The organism is Pseudomonas sp. AC355, from assembly GCF_979258205.1.
Genome location: NZ_OZ409843.1, coordinates 2,015,703 through 2,037,376, shown reverse-complemented (window position 1 = coordinate 2,037,376; position 21,674 = coordinate 2,015,703). Strand labels below are relative to the sequence as shown.

The 21,674-nt window shown below is 61.6% G+C and carries 20 protein-coding genes and 1 pseudogene; 7 read left to right on the top strand and 14 right to left on the bottom strand.

Translation table 11 applies throughout. From position 1 onward, the window contains the following. Positions 1-39: 39 nt before the first annotated feature. The 3 genes from ACZ0AI_RS09670 to ACZ0AI_RS09660 form a co-directional block, all read right to left on the bottom strand. Entirely contained in the window at positions 40-1,188 is a 1,149-nt protein-coding gene (locus ACZ0AI_RS09670; protein WP_463565554.1) for a zinc-binding metallopeptidase family protein, read from the bottom strand. Positions 1,189-1,333: 145 nt separating this feature from the next. Beyond that, positions 1,334-1,615, bottom strand: coding sequence for a peptidylprolyl isomerase (locus tag ACZ0AI_RS09665; protein WP_042554371.1), 282 nt, complete (start codon positions 1,613-1,615; stop codon positions 1,334-1,336). A gap of 64 nt (positions 1,616-1,679) precedes the next feature. Then, the gene (locus tag ACZ0AI_RS09660) at positions 1,680-2,603 is read right to left on the bottom strand and encodes a LysR family transcriptional regulator (RefSeq protein ID WP_463565553.1); all 924 of its coding nucleotides are present in this window, start codon (positions 2,601-2,603) and stop codon (positions 1,680-1,682) included. 148 nt (positions 2,604-2,751) lie between these two features. On the opposite strand from ACZ0AI_RS09660, the gene ACZ0AI_RS09655 reads away from it, so the two are divergent. Then, positions 2,752-3,018 carry a DUF2798 domain-containing protein gene (locus ACZ0AI_RS09655; RefSeq protein WP_463565552.1) on the top strand — a complete coding sequence of 89 codons (267 nt, stop codon included), beginning with the start codon at positions 2,752-2,754 and terminating at the stop codon, positions 3,016-3,018. Between the two features lie 121 nt (positions 3,019-3,139). Continuing rightward, positions 3,140-4,180, top strand: coding sequence for a DUF2167 domain-containing protein (locus ACZ0AI_RS09650; protein WP_463565551.1), 1,041 nt, complete (start codon positions 3,140-3,142; stop codon positions 4,178-4,180). 104 nt (positions 4,181-4,284) lie between these two features. On the opposite strand, the gene ACZ0AI_RS09645 is transcribed toward ACZ0AI_RS09650, so the two are convergent. The 4 genes from ACZ0AI_RS09645 to stpA form a co-directional block, all read right to left on the bottom strand. Then, positions 4,285-4,845, bottom strand: a complete 561-nt coding sequence (locus ACZ0AI_RS09645) for an MFS transporter permease (protein ID WP_463565550.1) — start codon at positions 4,843-4,845, stop codon at positions 4,285-4,287. 180 nt (positions 4,846-5,025) lie between these two features. Then, a complete protein-coding gene (locus ACZ0AI_RS09640; protein ID WP_463565549.1) occupies positions 5,026-5,352 on the bottom strand; it encodes a hypothetical protein in 327 nt (108 codons plus the stop codon). Between the two features lie 484 nt (positions 5,353-5,836). Next, entirely contained in the window at positions 5,837-6,733 is an 897-nt protein-coding gene (locus ACZ0AI_RS09635) for a bestrophin family protein (RefSeq protein WP_463566087.1), read from the bottom strand. A gap of 83 nt (positions 6,734-6,816) precedes the next feature. Further along, positions 6,817-8,085 (bottom strand): glucosylglycerol 3-phosphatase, encoded by a 1,269-nt coding sequence (gene stpA, locus ACZ0AI_RS09630; RefSeq protein WP_463565548.1) that lies wholly within the window; start codon positions 8,083-8,085, stop codon positions 6,817-6,819. 108 nt (positions 8,086-8,193) lie between these two features. Between stpA and ACZ0AI_RS09625 the strand changes: the two genes are divergently transcribed. Continuing rightward, a complete protein-coding gene (locus tag ACZ0AI_RS09625) occupies positions 8,194-9,072 on the top strand; it encodes a CAP domain-containing protein (RefSeq protein ID WP_463565547.1) in 879 nt (292 codons plus the stop codon). 155 nt (positions 9,073-9,227) lie between these two features. Here the strand turns inward: ACZ0AI_RS09625 and ACZ0AI_RS09620 are convergent, their stop codons facing one another. The 7 genes and pseudogenes from ACZ0AI_RS09620 to ACZ0AI_RS09590 form a co-directional block, all read right to left on the bottom strand. Continuing rightward, a complete protein-coding gene (locus ACZ0AI_RS09620; RefSeq protein WP_463565546.1) occupies positions 9,228-11,111 on the bottom strand; it encodes a M48 family metallopeptidase in 1,884 nt (627 codons plus the stop codon). Between the two features lie 14 nt (positions 11,112-11,125). Further along, positions 11,126-11,722 carry a LemA family protein gene (locus ACZ0AI_RS09615; RefSeq protein ID WP_463565545.1) on the bottom strand — a complete coding sequence of 199 codons (597 nt, stop codon included), beginning with the start codon at positions 11,720-11,722 and terminating at the stop codon, positions 11,126-11,128. A gap of 110 nt (positions 11,723-11,832) precedes the next feature. Further along, on the bottom strand, positions 11,833-14,022 hold the full coding sequence (locus tag ACZ0AI_RS09610; RefSeq protein ID WP_463565544.1) for a mechanosensitive ion channel family protein: 2,190 nt from the start codon (positions 14,020-14,022) through the stop codon (positions 11,833-11,835). A gap of 49 nt (positions 14,023-14,071) precedes the next feature. After that, a complete protein-coding gene (gene lpcA, locus ACZ0AI_RS09605) occupies positions 14,072-14,659 on the bottom strand; it encodes a D-sedoheptulose 7-phosphate isomerase (RefSeq protein ID WP_463565543.1) in 588 nt (195 codons plus the stop codon). A gap of 7 nt (positions 14,660-14,666) precedes the next feature. Next, a complete protein-coding gene (locus tag ACZ0AI_RS09600; RefSeq protein ID WP_463565542.1) occupies positions 14,667-15,956 on the bottom strand; it encodes a M18 family aminopeptidase in 1,290 nt (429 codons plus the stop codon). Positions 15,957-16,156: 200 nt separating this feature from the next. Further along, a complete protein-coding gene (locus ACZ0AI_RS09595) occupies positions 16,157-16,882 on the bottom strand; it encodes a 4'-phosphopantetheinyl transferase family protein (protein ID WP_463565541.1) in 726 nt (241 codons plus the stop codon). A gap of 21 nt (positions 16,883-16,903) precedes the next feature. Then, a pseudogene (locus ACZ0AI_RS09590) lies at positions 16,904-16,990 on the bottom strand (NapC/NirT family cytochrome c); the annotation flags it as partial. Between the two features lie 202 nt (positions 16,991-17,192). On the opposite strand from ACZ0AI_RS09590, the gene ACZ0AI_RS09585 reads away from it, so the two are divergent. The 4 genes from ACZ0AI_RS09585 to ACZ0AI_RS09570 all read left to right on the top strand — a co-directional run bounded on the left by ACZ0AI_RS09585 (position 17,193) and on the right by ACZ0AI_RS09570 (position 21,598). Next, complete coding sequence (locus tag ACZ0AI_RS09585; protein ID WP_463565540.1) at positions 17,193-17,801, top strand: outer membrane protein; 609 nt, start codon at positions 17,193-17,195, stop codon at positions 17,799-17,801. Positions 17,802-17,873: 72 nt separating this feature from the next. Further along, on the top strand, positions 17,874-18,551 hold the full coding sequence (locus ACZ0AI_RS09580) for a response regulator (protein WP_463565539.1): 678 nt from the start codon (positions 17,874-17,876) through the stop codon (positions 18,549-18,551). Then, positions 18,548-19,918, top strand: a complete 1,371-nt coding sequence (locus ACZ0AI_RS09575) for an ATP-binding protein (protein ID WP_463565538.1) — start codon at positions 18,548-18,550, stop codon at positions 19,916-19,918. The genes ACZ0AI_RS09580 and ACZ0AI_RS09575 overlap by 4 nt, the downstream gene beginning before the upstream one ends. Before the next feature lie 351 nt (positions 19,919-20,269). Further along, positions 20,270-21,598: a dicarboxylate/amino acid:cation symporter gene (locus tag ACZ0AI_RS09570; RefSeq protein WP_463565537.1), complete on the top strand. Its 1,329-nt coding sequence runs from the start codon at positions 20,270-20,272 to the stop codon at positions 21,596-21,598. The last annotated feature ends 76 nt before the right edge of the window (positions 21,599-21,674 follow it).

The following is a 21,674-nucleotide window of genomic DNA, read 5'->3' as shown; positions in this document are numbered from 1 at the left end:
CTAAAAATTAGCCGGTGGTTCGGTGCAGCCGCTGCGCGCCTACTGGATGGGAGACGCACCCTGAACCACACGATGAATGAACTGTAGCTTGCCGATCACCGCGGCGGGCAACACGAAGGGGTAGAGATCCTTCTGGCCCATGCTGCGCGCCAGTTCGTTGAGCATGGCAGCCAGTTCGATCCAGGCGTTGACGAACTGCAGGAACTCTTCTGCCAGTGGATCGTTCGGGTCATACAACGCCGCTCGGGTGAAGGGCCGGAATTCCAGCTCCACGTCACCGGCACGCATTCCGAAGCTCAGGGCGGTGTCCAGGGTATCCATCATGTGCAGGTAGTGGGCCCAGGTTTCCGCCCAATCTTCCCAGGGGTGCATGGTGGCGTAGGCGCTGACGAAGGAAGTTTGCCAGTCGGCCGGCGCGCCCTGCTCATAATGACGCTGCAGGGCGGTGCCGTAGTCGGCACGTTCGTCACCGAACAGCATCCGGTAATCGTTCAGCCACTGGCTGTTGGCGATCAGCCGATCCCAATAGTAATGGCCGACTTCATGACGGAAGTGGCCGAGCAGGGTGCGGTAGGGCTCGCGCAACTGGATGCGGGTCTGCTCGCGCACGTCGTCGTCGGCTTCGGCGATGTTCAGGGTGATCAAGCCATTGGCGTGCCCAGTGGTGGGCTGCTTGCCTTCGGCATCCGGGCCGAGAAAGTCGAAGGCCAGGCCGTTGATCTCGTCCTGAGTCTTGCTGATCAGCGGCAGGCCCATGGTCAGCAACTGCGCCACCAGGCGGCGCTTGGCGGTTTCGAAGCGCGCCCAGCGCCTATCGTTGTCCGGCACCGACAGGTCGGGAATGGTGCGGTTGAGCTGGCAGGCCGTGCACAGACCGGCGCCGTACATGGCCGGTAGCAGCCAGTTGCAGCCCGCGGCGGTATGCAGATTGTCGCAGCGCCGGTAGCGCCAGCCCTGCGGATCACCGTCCACCCGCCATACGTCGGTTTGCTCGCTGGCCACCAGGGTTACCACCTGGCCGCGTTCTGGCTCGTAGCCCAGCGGCGATTGGCAGGCCAGGCACTGACTGTTGCGGAAGAAAATCGGCTGGCCGCAGGTGCATTGTCCCAATGCCTTCTGGCTGGGCGTGCGAGCCTGTTTTGCCGAATCGCCAATGCGCAGGCCGAGGGCTTGGAAGAACCGGTTCATATCATGGCCTCGCGGAAGGTGGGAACTACCGGAGCGATAGAGTGGTGCGGTGGTGGGGCGGTTCCGGCATTTTCTGTGGCCAGGGCGGCGTGCCGGGGAAAGCGGGCGAGCGGCCTGGTGCCGTGGGGCACCAGGCGCGGGATGATCAGTCCTGGCGGCTGGTCACTTCGAGCAGGTGATAACCGAATTGGGTTTTCACCGGGCCCTGAACCACGTTGACCGGCGCGCTGAACACGACGGTGTCGAATTCCTTGACCATCTGGCCCGGGCCGAACGAGCCGAGGTTGCCGCCGTCACGGCTGGACGGGCAGCTGGAGTTGTCTTTGGCGACCTGGGCGAAGTCGGCACCGCCTTCGATGGCAGCTTTCAGTTCGTTGCACTTGTCTTCGGTAGCAACCAGGATGTGACGGGCAGTGGCTTTGGCCATGGGGGAAACACTCCATTCAAATGAGCTGCCGAGCGTACCGGATTCATTCGGTGAGTCAAATTCGTTAGGGGCGCCAGTCGTCGCGCAGGCTGTCTTGCAGATGCTCCACGAAGGCGCGCACCTTGGGCGTCAGTTCGTAGCGATCACGCACGCATAGGTAGTAGTCCAGAGGTTCAGTAAGCGCCTGCCTTCTCGAATGCTGCGGGTTGGCAAACAACTCCTGAAGGCGACCACTGGCCAGATAGGGCTCGGCGACAAAGGCAGCCAGGCGCGTGATACCGCCACCGTTGGCGGCAACCCTGGCGAGCACGTCGATATCGTTGCTGACCAGCGCCACGCGAATCTGTGCATCGAAGCGAATCCCATCGCGTACGAACCGCCAAGGCATCAGGCGTCCGTCCACGGCAACCTTGAAAGCCAGGCAATCGTGCTCGCGCAAGTCTTCTGGGGTGACTGGCGTTCCGGCTTTGTGCAGATAGGCCGGCGACGCGCAGTAGATCGATGGCACGCTGGCAATATGCCGTGCCACCAGGCCATCTTCGAGCTGCTGTGGGATACGGATGCTGATATCCACCGACTCCTGAATATGATTGACGCTGCGGTCGGTGGTGACCAGCTCGCAGGCGATACGCGGGTGGCGGGCGGTGAAGGCGGGCAGCAACGGCGCGAGGACATGCCGACCGAATGCGGCGCTGGACGCGATCCGCAACCGACCTTGAGGCGTGTCGTGTGCTTGCGTGGCCGTGCTGCGTGCCAGCTCCAGGTCGCGCAGCACATCGCGCACCTGCTCGAAATACAGCGTACCGCTTTCGGTAAGTGCCAGGCTACGGGTTGTGCGCGTCAGCAACCTCACGCCGAGGGAAGACTCCAGTCGGGCGATGTTCTGGCTGGCTGCAGCGGCGCTGATACCCAGCAGGCGAGCGCCCGCAGCGATGCTGCCGGTTTCCACCGCCTTCACGAAACTCTCGATGCCGCGCAAGGTATCCATGGTAAAGCTTTCTACTGATGGTCGAATTGATAAGGTTAGCTTGGTACTGACCTTACCTGCGGCCCGCTACTCGCTGCAACGGGCCGCCGCGATAATGGCCGCCTCTGCCGCACCTTGGCGGCATCTCACTATTCGAAGGATTTAGCCCATGCCTGAAGCAACCCGCAGCCGTACTCGCCGAAACTGGAAGTTGCCGGCCAAGCTGTCGCCGGTGGCCTTCGCCTTTTTCATGTCCGGCATCATGGCGTTTCTCATGAGCCTGGTGATCACCGCCACCAACCGCGGTTTCAGCGATGGCTATCTGGGAGCGGTGCTGGAGGCTTACCAACTGGCTATGCCGGTGGCGTTCGTTTGCGTGATGGGCGTTCGGCCTGTGGTGCTGCGCCTGGTTCAGCTGACCGTGCGGGCTTCATAAAGCAGGAGATTTGGGCGCCACTTTGTGAGATGTATCCAAAAATGACAGGAAGTTACTAAATGATTCCTCTGTCGATGGTAGGCTAGCGCCCGAAATTCAAGCCGATCTCATGGAGCGTTACATGTTGTTCAAGGAGTTGATGCTGGCCAGCCTGTTGGCCACGGTAGTTCCCCTGACCTGGGCCAACCAGGCACCCACCGAACAGGAAGCCCCCGCTGCCGAAGCCGCTGACAGCGATTACATCAGCGAGGAACAGTTTCTCGACAGCCTCGATTTCCGTTCCGGCAAAGTGGTGGTCGGCAGCAACCTGGCGACCCTCGATCTCCCGGAAAATCTGGTGTTTCTCGACGGTGCCGACGCCGAGCGCGTGCTGGTCGAAGCCTGGGGCAACCCGCCAGACGACAAGCTGCCGCTGGGCATGATTCTGCCCAAAGGTGTATCGCCGATGGCGGACGAATCCTGGGCCGTTACCGTGGAGTACGAAGAAAACGGCTATGTGTCCGACGAGGACGCCGCGGACATCGACTACGCCGACATGCTCAAGGATCTGCAGGACGGCGCCAAGGCCGAGAACGAGTGGCGCACCGAAAACGGTTACGAGCCCATCGCTATCGTCGGCTGGGCCTCCGCACCGCACTACGATGCCGCCGGCAAGAAGCTGCACTGGGCCAAGGAAGTGAAATTCGGCGATAGCGAAGAGCACATCCTCAACTACAACATCCGCGTGTTGGGCCGCAAAGGCGTACTGGTACTGAACTTCATCGCCGGCATGCATCAGTTGCCGCAGATAGAAGAGAACCTGCCGGCAGTGCTGGCCATGACCGACTTCAACGACGGTAACCGCTATGCCGACTTCAACCCCGATCTCGACGAAGTCGCGGCCTATGGCCTCGGCGCGCTGATCGCCGGCAAGGCCGCTGCCAAGGTTGGCCTGTTCGCTGCCGCACTGATATTGCTCAAGAAGGCGTGGTTCCTGCCCGTACTGCTGATTGGCTGGGTATGGCGGCGCATGACAGGAAAGAAGAAGGAGCAGCCTCAGCCTGCAGCGCCTGAGCCGCAGGTACAGCCTGAGGCCAAAGCCGAGATCGCCCCACCGGTAGCACCGGAGCGTGTTTCCAGCGTGATGGATCTGAACAATCCGCGCGAGGATGACAAGCGCTGACAGCAGCACTGCGCTGACAAAAAAGCCCCGGCCAGTGCCGGGGCTTTTTATTGGTCGATGGAAAAGCGCTTCGTCCCTGACCTCCGTAGCGGCGATCCGGGAAATCAGATGTAAGAGCCAATGATGATCAGCAGCCACAGCAGGCTGCCCGGTAGCATGCACAGATAATTCGCGGTGCTGAAGCGGCTGTTGCTCTGGCCGGTTGGATCGTCGCTGGCCAGGTTGGCTTTCTCCTGGATGATCGACAGCGGCCACGCCGGCAGCATGGTGCCAGCGAGCAGCAGCAAGATTTCCAGGGGCACACCGATATGGCCGTCCAGGCGCGAAAGGCCGTTGCTGGCGAAGACCAGGACAATGTACATCCACGCCGCGCTCGCATATTTCCAGTCGCCCAGACCCTTGGCCTGCAGTTGTGTGAGGATCAGCCGGCACAGTGAATGGATGAAGAAGATATGAAAGATCGAGCGCGCTGCCGGGCTGATCTTCTTAGGGCGCATGGTCGCTCGCTGGCTATCCCATTGCTTGTAGGCCCAGTAGACCGCGTAGAACCCGAGCGTCGTGAAGAACAGCGCGTAGAGTTTGCTGGTGGAGGTGACGAAGAAGCTGTCGCGGGGGCGTTCGTCGACCAGTAGTGGGGCGCTGGGCGTTTGATACAGGTTATCCATTGACCTTGCTCTCGCAGACACTGCCCTGTCAGGCAGCGTGATGGTTTAGCGTTCATCACGTATTGCGCGGTGACGAACGACTCCTTCAGGAGTGCATGGCAGTTTACAGCGCAATGGCTGGGCGCAGCAGGGCGGGGATCTTGAAAGCGGTGGGCCAAGGCAGCCCACCGCATCAGGTTTTCAGCAGTAGCGATCGAGCAGGCGATCCTGCTTGGCCGGCTGGCCTGTCCACTCATGCTCCAGGGTGCGCAGTACGTTGCCCAGGAAGTCGCGGTCTGCGGCGGCGCGGCGGCCTACGTAGCCTTGTCCACGGCGGTAGGTGCGCAGGCGAGTGCGCATGTTCGGCCGCTGACTGACGAACTCGTGTTCCTCCTGATCCGCCGGCAGGCAGTCGATGCGAACTTCGCCCGACTCACAGACCCAGAGGATATGGTTGTCCAGGCTGTCCTTGCGCTTGGCGAACAGTTGAGCGAGGTCTTCGATGGTCGGTTTCTTGTTCAGGTTCATGGCGTGTACCCCTTCATTCGCTGATCTGTCTAAGGCGCCCGCTTGCGGTGCGGTGCCGTCATTGCCCGTGGCGTTTGAGTGCTGCCGAAGACCGTGTAGCGATGTGTAGGTATCGCTACGCAGCGGCGGCTAACGGAGGTCGGGACGATGCGGGGAGAGGAAATCAGCTGAGACGGGGCCGGATGCAGGTGATCCGCAGGATCAGCCACAGGCATCATGACAATGTCTCGCTAACGCTCTCGTCCTCGCAGGACGCTCGACTTCATCAATCTGCCTTGTGGGCAGTACATATCGTGGAACGCTCGGCTGGTGTTACCGAGTTTGCCCAAGTGCCCTTGTCAGGGCTCCCGTCAGGGGAGGCAGGCTCATCATGCAAAAGCGCGAAGGGGTCGTCAATAGGTTTTGTAGTGTTTTTTTAAAGTCACTACAAGATTGCTGGAAATCTGATCCGAGGTGTCTGCTGCGCCTAAAAATGACCATCGGGTCAGCTGGCGAAGAGGCGCCCATCACGTTCGCGCTGAGCATCGCGCTGCATCGATTCGAGGTTCTTCTCGATGGTCTCGCAGAGTGCATCCATCTGGATCTGGTGTTCGCTGGCCTTGAACGGGCTCTGCAGGTCGCTGCCTACCCGCTCGATCGCCAGCAACATGAAGCCGACCACGGTCGATGCCAGCGGGGTGAACCATTCCAGGCTTTCCACCAGGCCGATGGGCACGATCATGCAGAACAGGGTGATGAACAGGCGCGGGAAATACACGTAGGGATAGGGCAACGGTGTGTTGGCGATACGCTCGAGACCGCCCTGGCAATTGGAGATGTCGACCAACGTCGACTCCAGTCGGGTCAGGCGAATGCTGTCCAGGCGTCCAGCCTTGTATTCACTGGCCAGCATGGCGGCTGAGCCGTTGAGAATGTCGTTGGGGAAATTATTGGTGGTATGCCGACGCTCGAACTCGTCAGCCGCCACGAAGGAGCGTACTTCGTCGGCGCAGGGCTCGTTACGCAGGCTCGCCGACAAGCTTCTGATATAGGCCACATGGCGGCGCAGCAGCACCACTTTCACCGAGTTGCCGCCATCATCGTCGTCTATCAGGGTCAGCACCTGACGGGCGAAACTGCGCGAGCTGTTGATCAGTGCGCCCCAGATGGTGCGCGCCTCCCACCAGCGGTTGTAGGCACTGCTGTTGCGGAAGCTGGTCAATACCACCAGGGCTGAACCGAGCAGGGTCAGCGGCATGGAGGGCAGATTGATCTTGCGATCCAGAAACAGCATGTAGTCCACGGTGACGATGATGTCCCAGATCAGCAGCCAGAACAGCGACCAGCCAACATAACCAAAGGTCTTGAAAAGGTAGCGATAACCGCGGGTGATCGAGTGCATCACGTGGGATTCTCTGCAGGGATGAAAGCGAAAGTGCAGAGCTTCGAACGTGAAGCGGTGACAAAGGTTCTGAAATTCAGGAGTCAGCGGTTGCGACGTGCCTTCGCCAGCGCGCAGAAAAAATCAATGTACTGCTCGGGCCCACCGCTGAAAATGCTGTTCAGGCGCAGCGGGTCTTGGGGATCGGTGATGCCCAGCAGTGCCGGCCAGGGCTCCGCCGGGTGTTCACGCAGGTAGTTTGCATCCACGCCTGGGCGCTGCACTTCGCCACGGCTGCTGTCGATATACAGCACGCGATTGTCCTGCCCGAACGCGGTGCCCAAGTCCTGCACCAGGGTGAGAAAGCCACGGTCGCTGCCGCCGCGCAGCCAGGCTGTTGCGCCACTATTGGCCTCGAGCGGAGAGCTGGTCAGGGTGTCGCCGACTCCGACGAGGCGCGGCATATGCAGCGGGTCGAAGCGCTCGCGGGCCAGTTGCAATAGCGCGTCGATATTGGTGGGTGCCTGGCGTACGTTGAAGTCCTCGCCCAGTGGATAGTTTCCAGTGCGCTGTTGGTAAAAGCGGTTGAGGATCACCAGCACGCCAGCTTCCTTGACGGCGCCGCGTAGCATGAACTGCAGATCCGTGGTGCCGGCATTGCTGGCGCTCGCTGGCCGCATGCGTTCGCGGCCCTCGGCATCCCGCCCCAGGTTGGGTGCGTAGTGGATGAAAAACGATTGCTGCAGTCCTTGCCTGGCGGCATCTTCGAGCAACGCCTGTACGAGGTCTGCGCTATCCACCTGCAAGCGGGCGTAGAGCGCTGGGCTTTCGTGCCAGTGGTGATGGAAGGCGTTCAGGTTGAGAGTGGGCGAAACCGGGTTGTCGAGCACGCTGCTTGCCAGCAGTTGATCAATAAGCGGCTTGGCCAGGCTGTAGGGTGGCTGGCTCAGCAGCTGCTGCAGCGACTCGCTCAGGCGTTGAGGCGCCGCAGCCAGAAAGGCCAGCTCTGCGGCGCTGACGCCTGGGTGAGAGACCTGTCCGTGGCGATTCTGTAGTTGTACCCCGCCAGCAGCCAGCCCTGGCAGGTAAAGACCCTGTTCCCGGCATTGCCCGGGCGTGTCGACGGCGCGTTCGATCAGGCTGTTCACACCACGATTGCCGATATGCTCACCATTGGTGAGCACCTGGAAATGACCATCCAGATCGCGGGCCGCGAGGATGTAGCGATGCTCCAGGGTACGGGTAAGCGGATCGCGCACCAGGCTCATGCAGACGCCATCCAGATCCTGGATGATCAGCAGGTTATCGGTGCCTGAGAGGCTCTCCAGCAGGGATTCAGGGTCGAGGGATAAGGTGGTTTCGGTGACAATCATGGGCCCGAGTTTAGCGCGGTTTCGCTTTGATCAGGCGATTGAGTGAAGCGTTTGGCCTAAGCCACTGTCCATGAACAGATAGGCAGTGCGGATTAAGAGGAAGCATGGATGAGTGATTCACCCAAGCACGTTCGGCAAGTGGCCGCTGTGGTGATGCTGTTATGCGCGAGCGTCGCCAGTAGCGCATGGGCTGATGATGCGGTGCAACTGACCAAGCTGATCAACGGCTACCGGGAAGCAGGGCAGGGGTGCGATGGGCAGCCGAGCCCGGCGGCCGGCCCGCTGGCACCCGACAGGCGTCTGGCAGGCCAGAAGGTCAACTCGTCCGAGCAACTGCAGCAGGCTCTGCAACAGGCCGGTTACCAGCCAGAGGCCGTGCAATTGATCAGGGTGACGGGGCCGGACAGTGCCGAGGCTGCCATGGCCATGCTGCGGCAATCGTACTGCGCGCAATTGCTGGATGCCCAGTTTGCTGATGTCGGCGTGTTGCACGAAGGCAATAGTTGGCAGGTGGTACTCGGTCGCGCGCTACTACCGGCACGCCTTGGCGATTGGCAGGAAGAAGGCAAGGCGATTCTGGCGGCGGTCAATGAAGCGCGGGGCACTGCAAGGCGTTGTGGCGATCAGCCGTTCGATGCCGCCGAGCCGTTGAGCTGGAACGATTCTCTCGGCCAAGCCGCGCTGACCCACAGCCGCGACATGGCGATGAACAGCCTGTTCAGCCACCAGGGCAGCGACCGCAGCCTGGTGGGTGCTCGCGCTACTTCAACCGGTTATGCCTGGACGGTGATCGGCGAGAACATCGCTGCCGGCCAGGGCCGTGCGCAGCAGGTGGTCGAAGGCTGGCTGGCCAGCCCTTCGCACTGCTACAACCTGATGAACCCGGACTTTCGCGACATGGGCGCCGCCTACGCCAGCAACCCGCAGAGCCAGGCGACCATCTACTGGACGCAGGTGTTTGGCGCGGCGGGGCGGTCAGGCCTCTAAGCAGGATTAGCATAGATTTGGTGGGCTAAAGCCCACCCTACGCAGGCGCCGTCTTCCTAACGTAGGGTGGGCCGGGCGGCGATCCGCTTCAGCCCACCAATAGCAGCCATTCCACCGAGTGCGAATGAATGGCTAGTGGCTTATCACCCTGGCACTCAAGCCTGAGCATCACTCAACAGCGGCGGCATCGGGCAGTCCAGTGTGTCGGCGACTGCACGCATCAGTTCCGCTTCGCTGGCGCTGATGCGGCCATCGTGTTCGATGCAACGGGCCATGGCCTTGAGCAACTGTGGCTTCTGCAGTGGACGCATCTGGTTGAGGCGGTTGAGGGCATCGTTCAACTGAGTGATGCTCGCCTGCGGTTGTTCGGCAAATACCCGTGGGGTAAACGGCAGGGTACTCCAGGCCGCCTGGAACGCCTCGGTAGCCGCTTCTTCGCTGGCATTGCCAGCCCGCGACAGCGCTACCAGCAGCACACAGCTTTCGGTGCCCAATGCCGCTAGCGGCAAGCGGCCTTGAACGGCGCGCTGCATACCCAGGTTGCGTTCGACGATGCGCAGCAGCGCCCATTCGATCAGATCCAGCTGTTTCGTGCTGATCAGCAGGGTACCGATGTCGCGTTTGAGGCTGACGAAATCCTGGGCCTCAAGTTGTTTGAGTGCCGGAATCGCCAGTTCCAGTAACGGCAGACGTCGGCCGTCCGGTAACTGCTCCAGCATCGGTTCCAATTCAAGCAGCCAATCAGACAGCAGCGGCGGCAGGTTGGCCTGCATCCAGGTCATGCGTTGCTGGCACGTGTCGGCATCACGGCCGAGCAGCAGGCCATAAAGGATCGCCAGGGCGCCGTGAGGATCATGAGCCGCATTACGTAGACGCTCGTCGATCTGCGCCAGGCTCTCGCGTGCCTCTTCGATATGCAGCGACTGCGGCTCACCGATACTGGCGATGGCCACGCCCGCAGCAGCAGCGCTGAAGCCTGAGGTTTCCTCCTGGACGTTCGCTGATGGGCGAGCGGGGCGTTCGAATACTTCGTTGCCAAGCACCACGCCGTCCCAGTTGGGATCGATGCGGCGGATGCGCTCTTCCAGTGGCGGGTGAGTGGCCATCATCTTGCTCAGCGCCAGACCCTGGCCGAAATACATATGGCTGTACTCGGCGGCATGCCCGGCTTCGATCTGCGATCCGCCGCCGAGCTTCTTCAGCGCTCCCGCGATGCCGTTAGGGTTGCGGGTGTACTGCACGGCCGAGGCGTCAGCGAGGAACTCGCGCTGGCGACTCACCGCCGCCTTGATCAGGTTGCCGAAGAAGGTACCGGCGTAGCCGATGATCAACAGCGCCAGGCCGACCACCATAACCAGCGCGACGGCATTGCCTTTGCCCTTGTCGTTGGAACTGCTGCGCGGCGCGTGACGGGTGTGGCTGCCGCCGCGCAGCACCAGTTCACCGATAAGACCGATCAGCAGAATGCCGTGCAGCACCGCTACCAGACGCGTATTAAGACGCATGTCGCCATGCAGGATGTGGCTGAACTCGTGGGCGATGACACCTTGGAGCTCATCTCGGCTGAGCTTTTCGATGGCGCCGCGGGTCACCCCGATCACTGCGTTCTCCGGCCGCAATCCGGCAGCGAACGCATTGATCGAGGGCTCCTCGAGCAGATACACCGGTGGCACCGGCGTGCCAGCCGCCAGCGCCATTTCTTCCACCACGTTGAGCACGCGCTGCTCGTGCAGGCCCTGCGGGTTCAGGTTGAGTAAGCGCCCGCCGAGCCGTTCGGCAACCACCTTGCCGCCTGATCGCAACTGCAGAGCTTTGAATGCCCAACCGAGGAACACAGCGCCGATCACGACTACCGCCACGCTGGCGAGCAGCTCGCCGCTGAGCGCCTGCAGGCTGTAATTACCGTATTGGAAGACCTGCCAGGCAATGGCAATCACCAGGGTGGTGGTGCCAATCAGGGTAATCACCGCCAGTATCATCAGCATGACCAAGCGTGAGCTGTTGCGCCTGGCCCGATCCTGTTGTTCGAAAAAGTCCATCTAATCCGCCGCGCTTAGAAAGACACTTTCGGGGCTTCCTGGATCGCCACGCTGTCGGCGAACTCCAGCAGGGCGGCATCGCTGCCATGGCCGAAGGCGCCGGCCAGTACCACCGGCGGGAAGCTCTGACGATAGGCGTTGTAGGCGGTAACCGCGTCGTTGTAGGCCTGGCGAGCGAAAGCCACCTTATTCTCGGTGCTGCTCAGCTCCTCGCTGAGTTGCTGCATGTTCTGCGAGGCCTTGAGATCCGGATACGCCTCGACCGTCACGTTGAGGCGACCCATGGCGTTCTTCAGCACGCCTTCAGCGTTGGCCAGCAGGTTCATGCTCTGGGCATCGCCGGGATTCTCCGAGGCTTGCTTGAGGCCTTCCACCGCACCGTTCCGGGCGGCAACCACGGCTTCCAGGGTTTCGCGCTCGTGGGACAGGTACGCCTTGGCGGTTTCTACCAGATTGGGAATCAGGTCGTAGCGGCGCTTGAGCTGCACTTCGATCTGCGCGAAGCCGTTCTGGTAACGGTTGCGCAGGTTGACCAGGCGGTTGTAGATGCTGATCACGTAGAACACCACCGCGACCAGTACGGCAATGATGATGAGGGTGGAGATATCCATGAGATGTCCCTATCGGTTGGAAAAATGTGCCGCCATGGTAGCGGAAAGTACGTCAGGCCGTGCGCAGGAGGCCGAATGATCCTGTTCTGGATGTGAGCGGGGTCGCGTTGTCAGTCAGCGTCCGGCTGGGGACCGTAGTTGGTCGGGCTGACGGCGCTCATCTGGATGTTCAGGCGCGGCGTTGCCAGGCTCAGGCCGGATTCGTCCAGGTGCCGCTTGAGCGCCAGGTTGAAGGCACGAGACACCTCCCACTGCTTGATCGGCGCGGTCTTGAAGCGCGCGCGCAGTACCGCGTTGCCCGAATCGAAGCTTTCCACACCCTGGATCTCCAGTGGCGACCAGATGTTGCGGCGCATCAGCACGTCGTTGCGCAGCTCGCTGGCCACGTCGCGCAGCAGCTTGATGGCAGCGTCGATGTTCATGTCGTGGGGCACCGCGACGCGGAAGATGGCGTAGCCGAACTCCCGCGAGTAGTTCTTGATGCTCTTGATCTCGCTGAACGGGATGGTGTGCACGATGCCGTCGATGTCGCGCAGGCGCACGGTGCGAATGGTCAGGCCCTCGACAGTCCCGAGGTGGCCGCCGACGTCGACGTAATCGTCGATGGCCAGTGAGTCCTCGATGATGATGAACAGCCCGGTGATTAGATCCGCTACCAGCGACTGCGCGCCGAAACCGATGGCCAGACCGATGACGCCGGCGCCCGCGAGCAGCGGCGTGACGTTCATGCCCATGTTGGCCAGGGCGACGATCAACGCGATGATGAAGATGCTGATGAACAGCACGTTGCGGATCAGCGGCATCATGGTCTGCGCGCGGGCGTTGGTCTGGCCCTTGCGTGAGCGTGTCAGGGCGTGATGCACCGCCGTGTCGCTGAGAATCCACACCAGCCAGCCGCACGCTAGGGTGGCACCGAGGCCGAACAGTTTCATGCTGATTTCGTGGCCGTCGCCCTCGGCGAAGCGGATCAGCGAAAGCCCCCACACGCGCAGCCCCAGTTCGATGAAGAACAACCAGATGATCAGGCTCAGCAGGAAGTGGAAGAAACTCTGGAAACGCTCGAAATAGGCGGCATGGCGACGATGGCGCAAACGGGCCTTGTGCATGCGCCGGCGAATCAGCCCATTGATGACCATGCAGGTCACCAGCAGCACGGTGCAGACCAGCGATTGCCGGAAGGCGGTGCTGGTGTCGCCAGCGGACACGAAGGTGGCCGCCAGTGAAATGCCCACCAGCGCCAGGGCCGGCAGGTACCAGAAGCTGCCGAGCAGCTCCACTGTCTCGCTGATGCCGCGCTGTTTGAGGCGACGAGCCAGCGGTTGATTGCGCATCAGGTGGGCGATTGGCCGACGGAAGCGCAGGATGAACAGGCCGGTGCACAGCGCCGCCAGCACGTTGGTCAGGGTCGCGGTGGTGTGCGCCAGGTTGGCGCCCAGGCTGGCGATCAGACGCGGGTCGCTGAGCGCTTCGCCAAAGGCCGCGAAGCTGCCGATCAGCCACAGTGGGTGGAACGCGCGACGGCGCAAAATATTCAGGGCCGTGCGCCGGTGCGGGCCGTCGAGCAGGGAAAAGGCGATCACGCAGATTGCCGAGAAACAGGTACCGATCACCAGGGCGTAGGCCAGCACCATGGCCAGGTCGCGGCCCAGCGAGGCTGGCAGCACATAGCTCAGGTAACCGGTGATCAGCAGTGCGGCGAACCAGGGGCCGAGCTTGCGCAGGGCGAAGCGCAGCAGGTCGGTGGGCCGCGGGTTCTGCGGCAGTTCTTCGGCGAGGCCGAAACGCAGGCGCACCTGATGGCTTAGGGCTCGTAGGCCGAAGGCCAGTAAGCTCCAGATGCCGAGAATCAGGGCGAAGTTGCTGACTAGCGCCAGGCGCTCGCCAGCTTCCGGCATCAGCGCCGCCAGCTCGTCCTGGCTACGGCCGATCTCCAGCTGCCAGCGCGCCAGCGGGCTATGGTCGCCGGAAAACTGCTTTTCGATGCCCGTCAGGGTGCTGCCGATCAGCCCGAGCACGCCATCGGGGGTATCCGGCTGGGTTTTTTGTGTGCTGTCGCGCAGGGTCTTGAGGTCATTGAGCAGTTGCGCGCGTTGCTTGTCGTTCTCCAGCGACTGGATCACTTCATCGAGCGAACGATCCAGCGGCTGATCCGCCTGAGTCTGGCTACTGCCGCTGCTGCCCGTGCCGAACAGACCCGGTATGCCCGCCGCCTGAACGGCAGAGTAGGGCAGGGCCAGAAGGAGCAGAACCAGTAGATGGGGCAGCAGATTGTTGAGGCGGATCACGCGCGAGTTCTCCATCACGCGGGCGGGATTTCAAGGAGCGCCCTCAACCGACGGCGCACCTCACTCACGCGTAGTTTTCAGGGCTGAGCTGGCGTTCTACAAGCTCGATGAGGATATGGATAACCTTGATATGCAGCTCCTGGGTGCGGTCGGCGAAATCGCCGCCCGGCGCGCAGATGCTGACGTCGGCCAGGCTTTCCAGCCGCGAGCCGGGTTTGCCGGTCAAAGCAATCACCTTGATGCCCAGTGCCTTGGCCGCTTCGGCGGCCTTGACCACGTTGGGGCTCTTGCCACTGGTGCTGATGGCCAGCAGCACATCACCTTCACGGCCGTGGGATTCCACGTAGCGCGAGAAGATGTGGTCGTAACCGAAGTCGTTGGCCACGCAACTGATATGGCTGGCGTCGCTGATCGATACCGCAGCGATGCCCGGGCGGTTCTTGCGATAGCGCCCGGTAAGCTCCTCGGCGAAGTGCATGGCGTCGCACATGGAGCCGCCATTGCCGCAGGAGAACACCTTGCCCTTGGCCTCGAAGCTGGTCACCAGCAAGTTGGCGGCGTGTTCGATATTGGCCAGCGTCTGCTCGTTGCCGAGAAATGCATCGAGCGCACGCTGGGCTTCGATCAGGCTGTTGCGGATATGTTCGATCATGCTGGCCTCAGGGCAGGTCATGGCTGTTGTAGAAGGCGCCGAGTACTTTCACCAGGTGTGCCAGATCCTGGCTACCGGCCAGTTCGCGGATCGAGTGCATCGCGAAGGTCGGCAGGCCGATATCCACGGTACGCACGCCGAGCTGGCTTGCAGTGATCGGGCCGATGGTCGAGCCGCAGCCCATGTCGCTACGGGTCACGAAGCTCTGTACGGGCACTTCGTTTTCCAGGCACAGGTGACGGAAGAAGCCGGCGGTTTCGCTGTTGGTGGCGTAACGCTGGTTGCTGTTGATCTTGATCACCGGCCCGGCGTTGAGTTTGGGGCCGTGATTGCCGTCGTGTTTGCTCTCGTAGTTCGGGTGCACGCCGTGGGCGTTGTCGGCGGAAACCAGCAGCGAACGCTGAATGGTGCGCACGAAACCATCGCCTTCCGGCAGCACGCGGCGCAGCACTTGCTCGAGCATCGGGCCATCGGCGCCACAGGCCGAACTGGAGCCGACTTCTTCGTGATCGGTACAGACCAGCACGCAGGTTTCATCGTCGCTGGCGTCCAGCAGGGCCTGCAGGCCGGCGTAGCAGGACAGCAGATTGTCCAGGCGCGCGCCAGCGATGAAGTCCTGATTGAGGCCAACTACCGCGGCGCTCTGGGTGTCGTAGAAACTCAGTTCGTAATCGAGCACCGCATCGGCGTTAAAGTCGTGTTCCATGGCCAACTGCTCACTGAGCAGGGCGCGGAAATCGGCGCTTTCACTGCCCGCCAGTTGGGCGAGGATTGGCGGCAGTTCGTTCTGCGCATTGATCGCCCAGCCCTGGTTGGCCTCGCGGTTGAGGTGGATGGCCAGGCTGGGGATCACGGCGATAGGCTGGTAGAAGTCGATCAGGTCGCTTTCCACCTTGCCATCGCGGCGGTAAGTCACGCGGCCGGCCAGGGACAAATCACGGTCGAACCAGGGCGCGAGCAGAGCGCCGCCGTAGACTTCTACGCCGAGCTGGAAGAAGCCCTGGCGTTGCAGTTCCGGGTTCGGCTTCACGCGCAGGCACGGGCTGTCGGTGTGGGCGCCAACCAGCCGGATACCGCCTTCGAGAGGTGAGCGCATGCCCAGCTTGAAGGCGATGATCGAGGAGTCGTTGCGCGTCACGTAGTAACGGCCACCGGGCTCGGTTTGCCAGGGCGCGCGTTCATCGAGGTGACGATAACCAGCTGCCTCTAGGCGCATGGCCAGGCTGCTGGTCGCGTGAAAGGGGGTAGGTGAGGCGTTGAGGAAATCGATCAGGCCTTGGTTCAGTTCTTCGCGCATGGGGCACTCCGGACGGCAATACGCCGAGTTTATCGGATTTGCCCCCGGCGCTGTTGACGTTTCCTTGCGTATGCTGGGATCAGTTCAGGTAGCCCGGTGTTGAGCGAAGCGATACCCGGGAGCCGTATTGAAGTCGGCTTGTTATGTGAATCCCCTCCTGGGTATCGCTGCGCTCAACCGCAGGCTACAGGAGCCGTTGATCAATCCGCTGCGACGGCCACTAGACTGAGCAGCTGATTGTCCCGCTCGGCATACAGGCCGGTCAGCTCGCTACCGGCTGACCATTCTTCGCTCAGGTCGATCAGCAGGCGCAAACGTGCGGTGCTCTGCGTGCGGTCGAGACTGAGCAGCTCAGCGTCCTGAAAGTAGAAGCGCTTGAGTACCAGCGGATAGAGCGCCTTGAACAGGCTTTCCTTGAGGGAAAAAGTCAGACTGATCTGCCAAGCCCGCTGCTCGGACGTTAGATGCGTGATGCGGCTTAGCTCGTCTGCGGTGAGAATTTCACCCGCCAGCCGCTCGGCACGTTCGCTCGACAGACGCCGCTCGACATCCAAACCCAAGCCGCGCCATTGCTGCGTTGGCGCAACGATTGCGGCTGCCCAGCCCTGGCCGTGGGTGATCGAGCCGCTGACCTGTTCCGGCCACTGGGGCGCGCGATCCTCACCGACCGCTGGCGCGCTTGCCACGCCCGTTACCCGATACAAGGCCTCGCGAGCACACACGCGTCCTGCCAGGTGTTCTGCCTGACGCTTGGCGACGCCGCGAACCGGGGGTACGCCAGCGGCCGAGTAGTCGGTTTCATCGACTAGCGCGGAGTCGAAATGCGTGCTGATCAGTTGCGCACCAACTAACGGCCGCGAGAACGGCCAGTGATCGTCGAGAGGGCTGCAGCAGCGGGGCAGGTGGGCTGTATTCATGGCCGGCATTCTGCCGCGCCAGCCACGTCCTTACCAGCCGTGTACGCCGCTCATGTCAGGCAGCTTGTGAGCGATGTCGTTGTGGCAGTCGATGCAGGTGGCTTCGCCACTGGCCAGGCCTCGACCTTAATCTCACTGACCTGTGAGGTAGTGATGCGAATCAATATCCCGCGTGGTTTTTCCGTGGCAGACCACCGAAGCGGGGAGTGGGTGGGGTGTTCAGGCGGGGTTCAGGAAGGGTTCAGGAGAGGTTCAGTCGACGCCAGGCAAGATGATTCTCGAGTTTTTCATTCACCCACTGCCATTCGAGAGGCATCTCATGAAATCGACTCTTACCAAGCTGGCTCTGGCGACTTCCATGGTGTTCGGCGCTGCTACAGTTGCCCACGCCGACAACAACTTCGCTGGCCTGACCTGGGGCCAGACCAGCAACAACATCCAGAAGTCCTCGGCGCTTAACGCCAATATGGGCAATCCGAACTTCGACAGCGTCATCAACAACACCAGCACCTGGGGTGTTCGTGCCGGCCAACAGAATGACGTTGGTCGTTACTACGCGACCTACGAATACATCTCCGGCAGTAACAACGGCCTCAAGCTGCGCCAGCAGAACCTGCTCGGCAGCTACGACGCCTTCCTGCCGCTGAACGAGAACGGCACCAAGCTGTTCGGTGGTGGCACGCTGGGTCTGGTTAAACTGGAGCAGAACAGCCCGGGTGTCTCGCGTGATACCAATGTCGGGTATGCTGCCGGTCTGCAGGCTGGGCTGCTGCAGGAAGTGAACGAAAATGCCTCCGTCGAAGGTGGCTATCGTTATCTGCGCACCAACGCCAGCACCGAGTTCGCCCCGCACGAGCAGGGCAAGGTCGGCTCCCTCGACCTGCATAGCAGCGGTCAGTGGTATCTGGGTGCCAACTACAAGTTCTAAATCTGTTGTAGAGGGTTCGGGTCACCTCGACGGGTGACCCGGCTTCACTCCTGATGAAGAGGGCATGCAACGATGAAATTGCTGGTCGTGGAGGATGAGGCGCTGTTGCGTCACCATCTGTATACCCGACTCGGCGAACAGGGCCACGTGGTGGACGCGGTCGCCAACGCCGAAGAGGCGCTGTATCGCGTCGATGAATACCACCATGATCTGGCCGTGGTCGATCTCGGCCTGCCGGGCATCAGCGGGTTGGATCTGATTCGCCAGTTGCGCAGCCGTGACAAGACCTTTCCCATCCTGATCCTGACTGCCCGTGGCAACTGGCAGGACAAGGTCGAAGGCCTGGCATCGGGCGCTGACGACTACGTAGTCAAGCCATTCCAGTTCGAAGAGCTGGAGGCGCGCCTGAATGCATTGCTACGCCGATCCTCCGGCTTTATTCAGTCGACCATCGAAGCCGGCCCCCTGTTGCTGGACATGAATCGCAAGCAGGCGCTGATTGATGGTACCGGCATGGGCCTGACCGCCTACGAATACCGCATCCTCGAATACCTGATGCGCCACCATCAGCAGGTGGTGCCCAAGGAACGCCTGATCGAGCAGTTGTATCCCGATGACGATGAGCGCGATCCCAACGTGATCGAAGTGCTGGTGGGTCGTCTGCGCCGCAAGCTGGAAAGCAGCAACGGCTTCAAACCCATCGAAACGGTTCGTGGTCAGGGCTACCTGTTCACCGAGCGCTGCCGATGACACCAGGCTTCAGGCGATTGCGAGGCCGCTGGATTTCCTCCCTGCGTCTGCGCCTGATGTTTGGCAGCACCGTATTGGCGGTGCTGTTCATGCTGGCACTGCTGCCAGCTCTGCGGGGCGCCTTCCTGATCGCCCTGGAAAAATCCGTCGAGAAACGCCTGGCCGCCGACGCCGGCGCGCTGATTTCCGCGGCTCGCACCGACGACGGCCAGCTACGCATGCCGAGCAAGCTGCCTGACGAGGAATTCGACATTCCCGACGCCCAGTTGCTGGGCTTCATCTATGACCGTGGCGGGCGCCTGGTCTGGCAGTCGCCCTCGACACGGGACATTTCCGTGTCCTACATGCCGCGTTATGACGGCCGTGGTGATGAACTGCTGCGCGTCATAGATCGCCAGGGCCGGGAGTTCTATATCTATGACGTGGAGATCAAACTGCTGCGCGGTGAGAGCGCTGCTTTCAGCATCGTCACCATGCAGCCGGCCAGCGACACGCAGGCCCTTTACAACGATTTCATGACGCAGCTCTACCTGTGGCTCGGTGGCGCCCTGTTGCTGCTTCTCGGCCTCTTGTGGTTCGGCCTGACCTGGGGATTTCGCAGCCTGCGTGGGTTGCGCGAGGAGCTGGACGAAGTGGAGGGTGGCACACGCGAGCGCCTCAGCGACGAACATCCCCGCGAATTACTGCGCCTCACCGGCTCGCTGAACCGCCTGCTCGATAGCGAACGTCAGCAGCGCGAGCGCTACCGTCACTCCCTGGACGACCTGGCGCACAGCCTGAAAACTCCGCTGTCGGTATTGCAGGGCGCCGCCGAGGTGATCGCCGCCAAGCCGGAAAACCGTGAGCAGTCGCAGATCCTGCAGGGGCAGATCGAGCGCATGAGCCAGCAGATCGGCTATCAGCTGCAGCGGGCCAGCCTGCGCAAGAGCGGCCTGGTGCGCCACCGAGTGTCCATGGCCGGTGTGGTGGACAACCTCTGCGATGCCCTCGACAAGGTCTACCGCGACAAACAGGTGACGGTGCAGCGTCAGTTCGAGCCCTGGCTGGAAATCCCCATGGAACGCGCGGCGCTGCTCGAGTTGCTTGGCAACCTGCTGGAGAACGCCTACCGGCTGTGTCTGGGCCAGGTGCGGATTTGCGCCAGTATCGAAAATGGCGTCTGCCAGCTGTGTGTAGAAGACGACGGGCCTGGTGTGCCGGTCAACCAGCGCGAGCGCATTCTGCGCCGTGGTGAGCGTCTGGATGCTCAACATCCGGGGCAGGGCATCGGCACCGCGGTGGTCAAAGATATCCTCGAGAGCTACGAAGGTGAGCTATTTCTTGAGGACTCCGAACTGGGCGGCGCGGCGTTTCGGGTGCGGATCTAGAGTCGCTTCGAGCGTCTCCCCGACTCACCGAGTGGTAGGCCGTCACAGTAAGCCCGAACACGCCCGAGACGTTCTTCAGTTGCTTTGGTGGGAATCCGCCACGCTTGCCTGAGGCACCGTGCGGAAAACCGCCAAATGCTTTCTTTGCAACGCAAAGGTCTTGTCTAAAAGGCCTGTTTATCAAAGGTTTATCCAGTTTTTCTTGTGTGGCATGGCGCTTGCTTTTGCAGGTTCAAGGTCGCGATAAGCGTGCCTATAACAAATCCCTTCAGGTCAGGAGGGTTGGCGCCTAAACAAGAAAGGTGGTGCGGACGTCGCAGGATGTCATTGCCGCGCCCACGAGGATTCACCATGACTGCCACAGCGAACGATGTTGTCCGTCAACCGTTCTACAAAATGCTCTATGTCCAGGTGCTGGTTGCCATCACCGTGGGCATCCTTCTCGGTCACTTCTACCCAGAAACAGGCGTTGCCCTCAAACCGCTCGGCGATGGTTTCGTCAAGCTGATCAAGATGGTCATCGCGCCTATCATCTTCTGCACCGTCGTTAGCGGCATTGCCGGCATGCAGGACATGAAGGCCGTCGGTAAGACCGGCGGTTACGCGTTGCTATATTTCGAAGTTGTCTCCACCATTGCGCTGATCATCGGTCTGGTCGTGGTCAACGTCGTGCAGCCAGGCGTCGGTATGCACATCGACCCAGCCACTCTGGATGCCAGCAAGATCGCTGCTTACGCCCAGGCGGGTGAAGCGCAGAGCACCATCGGCTTCCTGCTCAACGTGATCCCGTCCACCGTGGTCGGTGCGTTCGCCAACGGCGACATCCTCCAGGTGCTGTTCTTCTCGGTGATCTTCGCGTTCGCCCTGCAGCGCATGGGTGAGTTCGGTCGTCCGGTGCTCGAGTTCATCGATCGCATCGCTCACGTGATGTTCGGCATCATTAACATGATCATGAAGCTCGCGCCTATCGGTGCCTTCGGCGCCATGGCCTTCACCATCGGTCAGTACGGTGTCGGCTCGCTGGTACAGCTCGGTCAGTTGATGATCTGCTTCTACATTACCTGCGTGTTCTTCGTGCTCGTGGTTCTCGGCGGCATCGCCCGCGCTCACGGTTTCAGCGTGCTGCGCCTGATCCGCTACATCCGTGAAGAACTGATGATCGTGCTGGGCACCTCGTCGTCCGAGTCGGCGCTGCCACGCATGCTGACCAAGATGGAAAAACTCGGTGCCAACAAGTCGGTCGTCGGCCTGGTGATTCCTACTGGTTACTCCTTCAACCTCGACGGTACCTCGATCTACCTGACCATGGCCGCGGTGTTCATCGCTCAGGCCACTGACACGCCGATGGACATCACTCACCAGATCACCCTGTTGCTGGTGCTGCTGGTGGCCTCCAAGGGCGCAGCCGGCGTGACCGGAAGTGGTTTCATCGTCCTGGCCGCTACGCTCTCTGCGGTTGGTCACCTGCCGGTCGCTGGCCTGGCACTGATCCTGGGTATCGACCGTTTCATGTCCGAAGCCCGCGCCCTGACCAACCTGGTCGGTAACGGCGTCGCCACCATCGTGGTCGCCAAGTGGTGTAAAGAGCTGGACGAAGACACCTTGCAGCGCGAGCTGGCTTCCGGTGGTCGTCCGGATATCGTGACCCTGCCTGGCGAAACCGCTGGCAAGGCTTCCTGATAGCTGATGTCGTCGACCTTCCCGGCTAGGGGGAGGTCACCTGGCCCGCCCTTGTGGCGGGCTTTTTTATGAGCGA

What these genes read in the sequence shown, in the direction of transcription:
- ACZ0AI_RS09670 (WP_463565554.1), bottom strand. Translation starts at nt 1,188, where the DNA reads ATGAACCGGTTCTTCCAAGCCCTCGGCCTGCGCATTGGCGATTCGGCA.
- ACZ0AI_RS09665 (WP_042554371.1), bottom strand. Translation starts at nt 1,615, where the DNA reads ATGGCCAAAGCCACTGCCCGTCACATCCTGGTTGCTACCGAAGACAAG.
- ACZ0AI_RS09660 (WP_463565553.1), bottom strand. Translation starts at nt 2,603, where the DNA reads ATGGATACCTTGCGCGGCATCGAGAGTTTCGTGAAGGCGGTGGAAACC.
- ACZ0AI_RS09655 (WP_463565552.1), top strand. Translation starts at nt 2,752, where the DNA reads ATGCCTGAAGCAACCCGCAGCCGTACTCGCCGAAACTGGAAGTTGCCG.
- ACZ0AI_RS09650 (WP_463565551.1), top strand. Translation starts at nt 3,140, where the DNA reads ATGTTGTTCAAGGAGTTGATGCTGGCCAGCCTGTTGGCCACGGTAGTT.
- ACZ0AI_RS09645 (WP_463565550.1), bottom strand. Translation starts at nt 4,845, where the DNA reads ATGGATAACCTGTATCAAACGCCCAGCGCCCCACTACTGGTCGACGAA.
- ACZ0AI_RS09640 (WP_463565549.1), bottom strand. Translation starts at nt 5,352, where the DNA reads ATGAACCTGAACAAGAAACCGACCATCGAAGACCTCGCTCAACTGTTC.
- ACZ0AI_RS09635 (WP_463566087.1), bottom strand. Translation starts at nt 6,733, where the DNA reads ATGCACTCGATCACCCGCGGTTATCGCTACCTTTTCAAGACCTTTGGT.
- stpA (WP_463565548.1), bottom strand. Translation starts at nt 8,085, where the DNA reads ATGATTGTCACCGAAACCACCTTATCCCTCGACCCTGAATCCCTGCTG.
- ACZ0AI_RS09625 (WP_463565547.1), top strand. Translation starts at nt 8,194, where the DNA reads ATGAGTGATTCACCCAAGCACGTTCGGCAAGTGGCCGCTGTGGTGATG.
- ACZ0AI_RS09620 (WP_463565546.1), bottom strand. Translation starts at nt 11,111, where the DNA reads ATGGACTTTTTCGAACAACAGGATCGGGCCAGGCGCAACAGCTCACGC.
- ACZ0AI_RS09615 (WP_463565545.1), bottom strand. Translation starts at nt 11,722, where the DNA reads ATGGATATCTCCACCCTCATCATCATTGCCGTACTGGTCGCGGTGGTG.
- ACZ0AI_RS09610 (WP_463565544.1), bottom strand. Translation starts at nt 14,022, where the DNA reads ATGGAGAACTCGCGCGTGATCCGCCTCAACAATCTGCTGCCCCATCTA.
- lpcA (WP_463565543.1), bottom strand. Translation starts at nt 14,659, where the DNA reads ATGATCGAACATATCCGCAACAGCCTGATCGAAGCCCAGCGTGCGCTC.
- ACZ0AI_RS09600 (WP_463565542.1), bottom strand. Translation starts at nt 15,956, where the DNA reads ATGCGCGAAGAACTGAACCAAGGCCTGATCGATTTCCTCAACGCCTCA.
- ACZ0AI_RS09595 (WP_463565541.1), bottom strand. Translation starts at nt 16,882, where the DNA reads ATGCCGGCCATGAATACAGCCCACCTGCCCCGCTGCTGCAGCCCTCTC.
- ACZ0AI_RS09585 (WP_463565540.1), top strand. Translation starts at nt 17,193, where the DNA reads ATGAAATCGACTCTTACCAAGCTGGCTCTGGCGACTTCCATGGTGTTC.
- ACZ0AI_RS09580 (WP_463565539.1), top strand. Translation starts at nt 17,874, where the DNA reads ATGAAATTGCTGGTCGTGGAGGATGAGGCGCTGTTGCGTCACCATCTG.
- ACZ0AI_RS09575 (WP_463565538.1), top strand. Translation starts at nt 18,548, where the DNA reads ATGACACCAGGCTTCAGGCGATTGCGAGGCCGCTGGATTTCCTCCCTG.
- ACZ0AI_RS09570 (WP_463565537.1), top strand. Translation starts at nt 20,270, where the DNA reads ATGACTGCCACAGCGAACGATGTTGTCCGTCAACCGTTCTACAAAATG.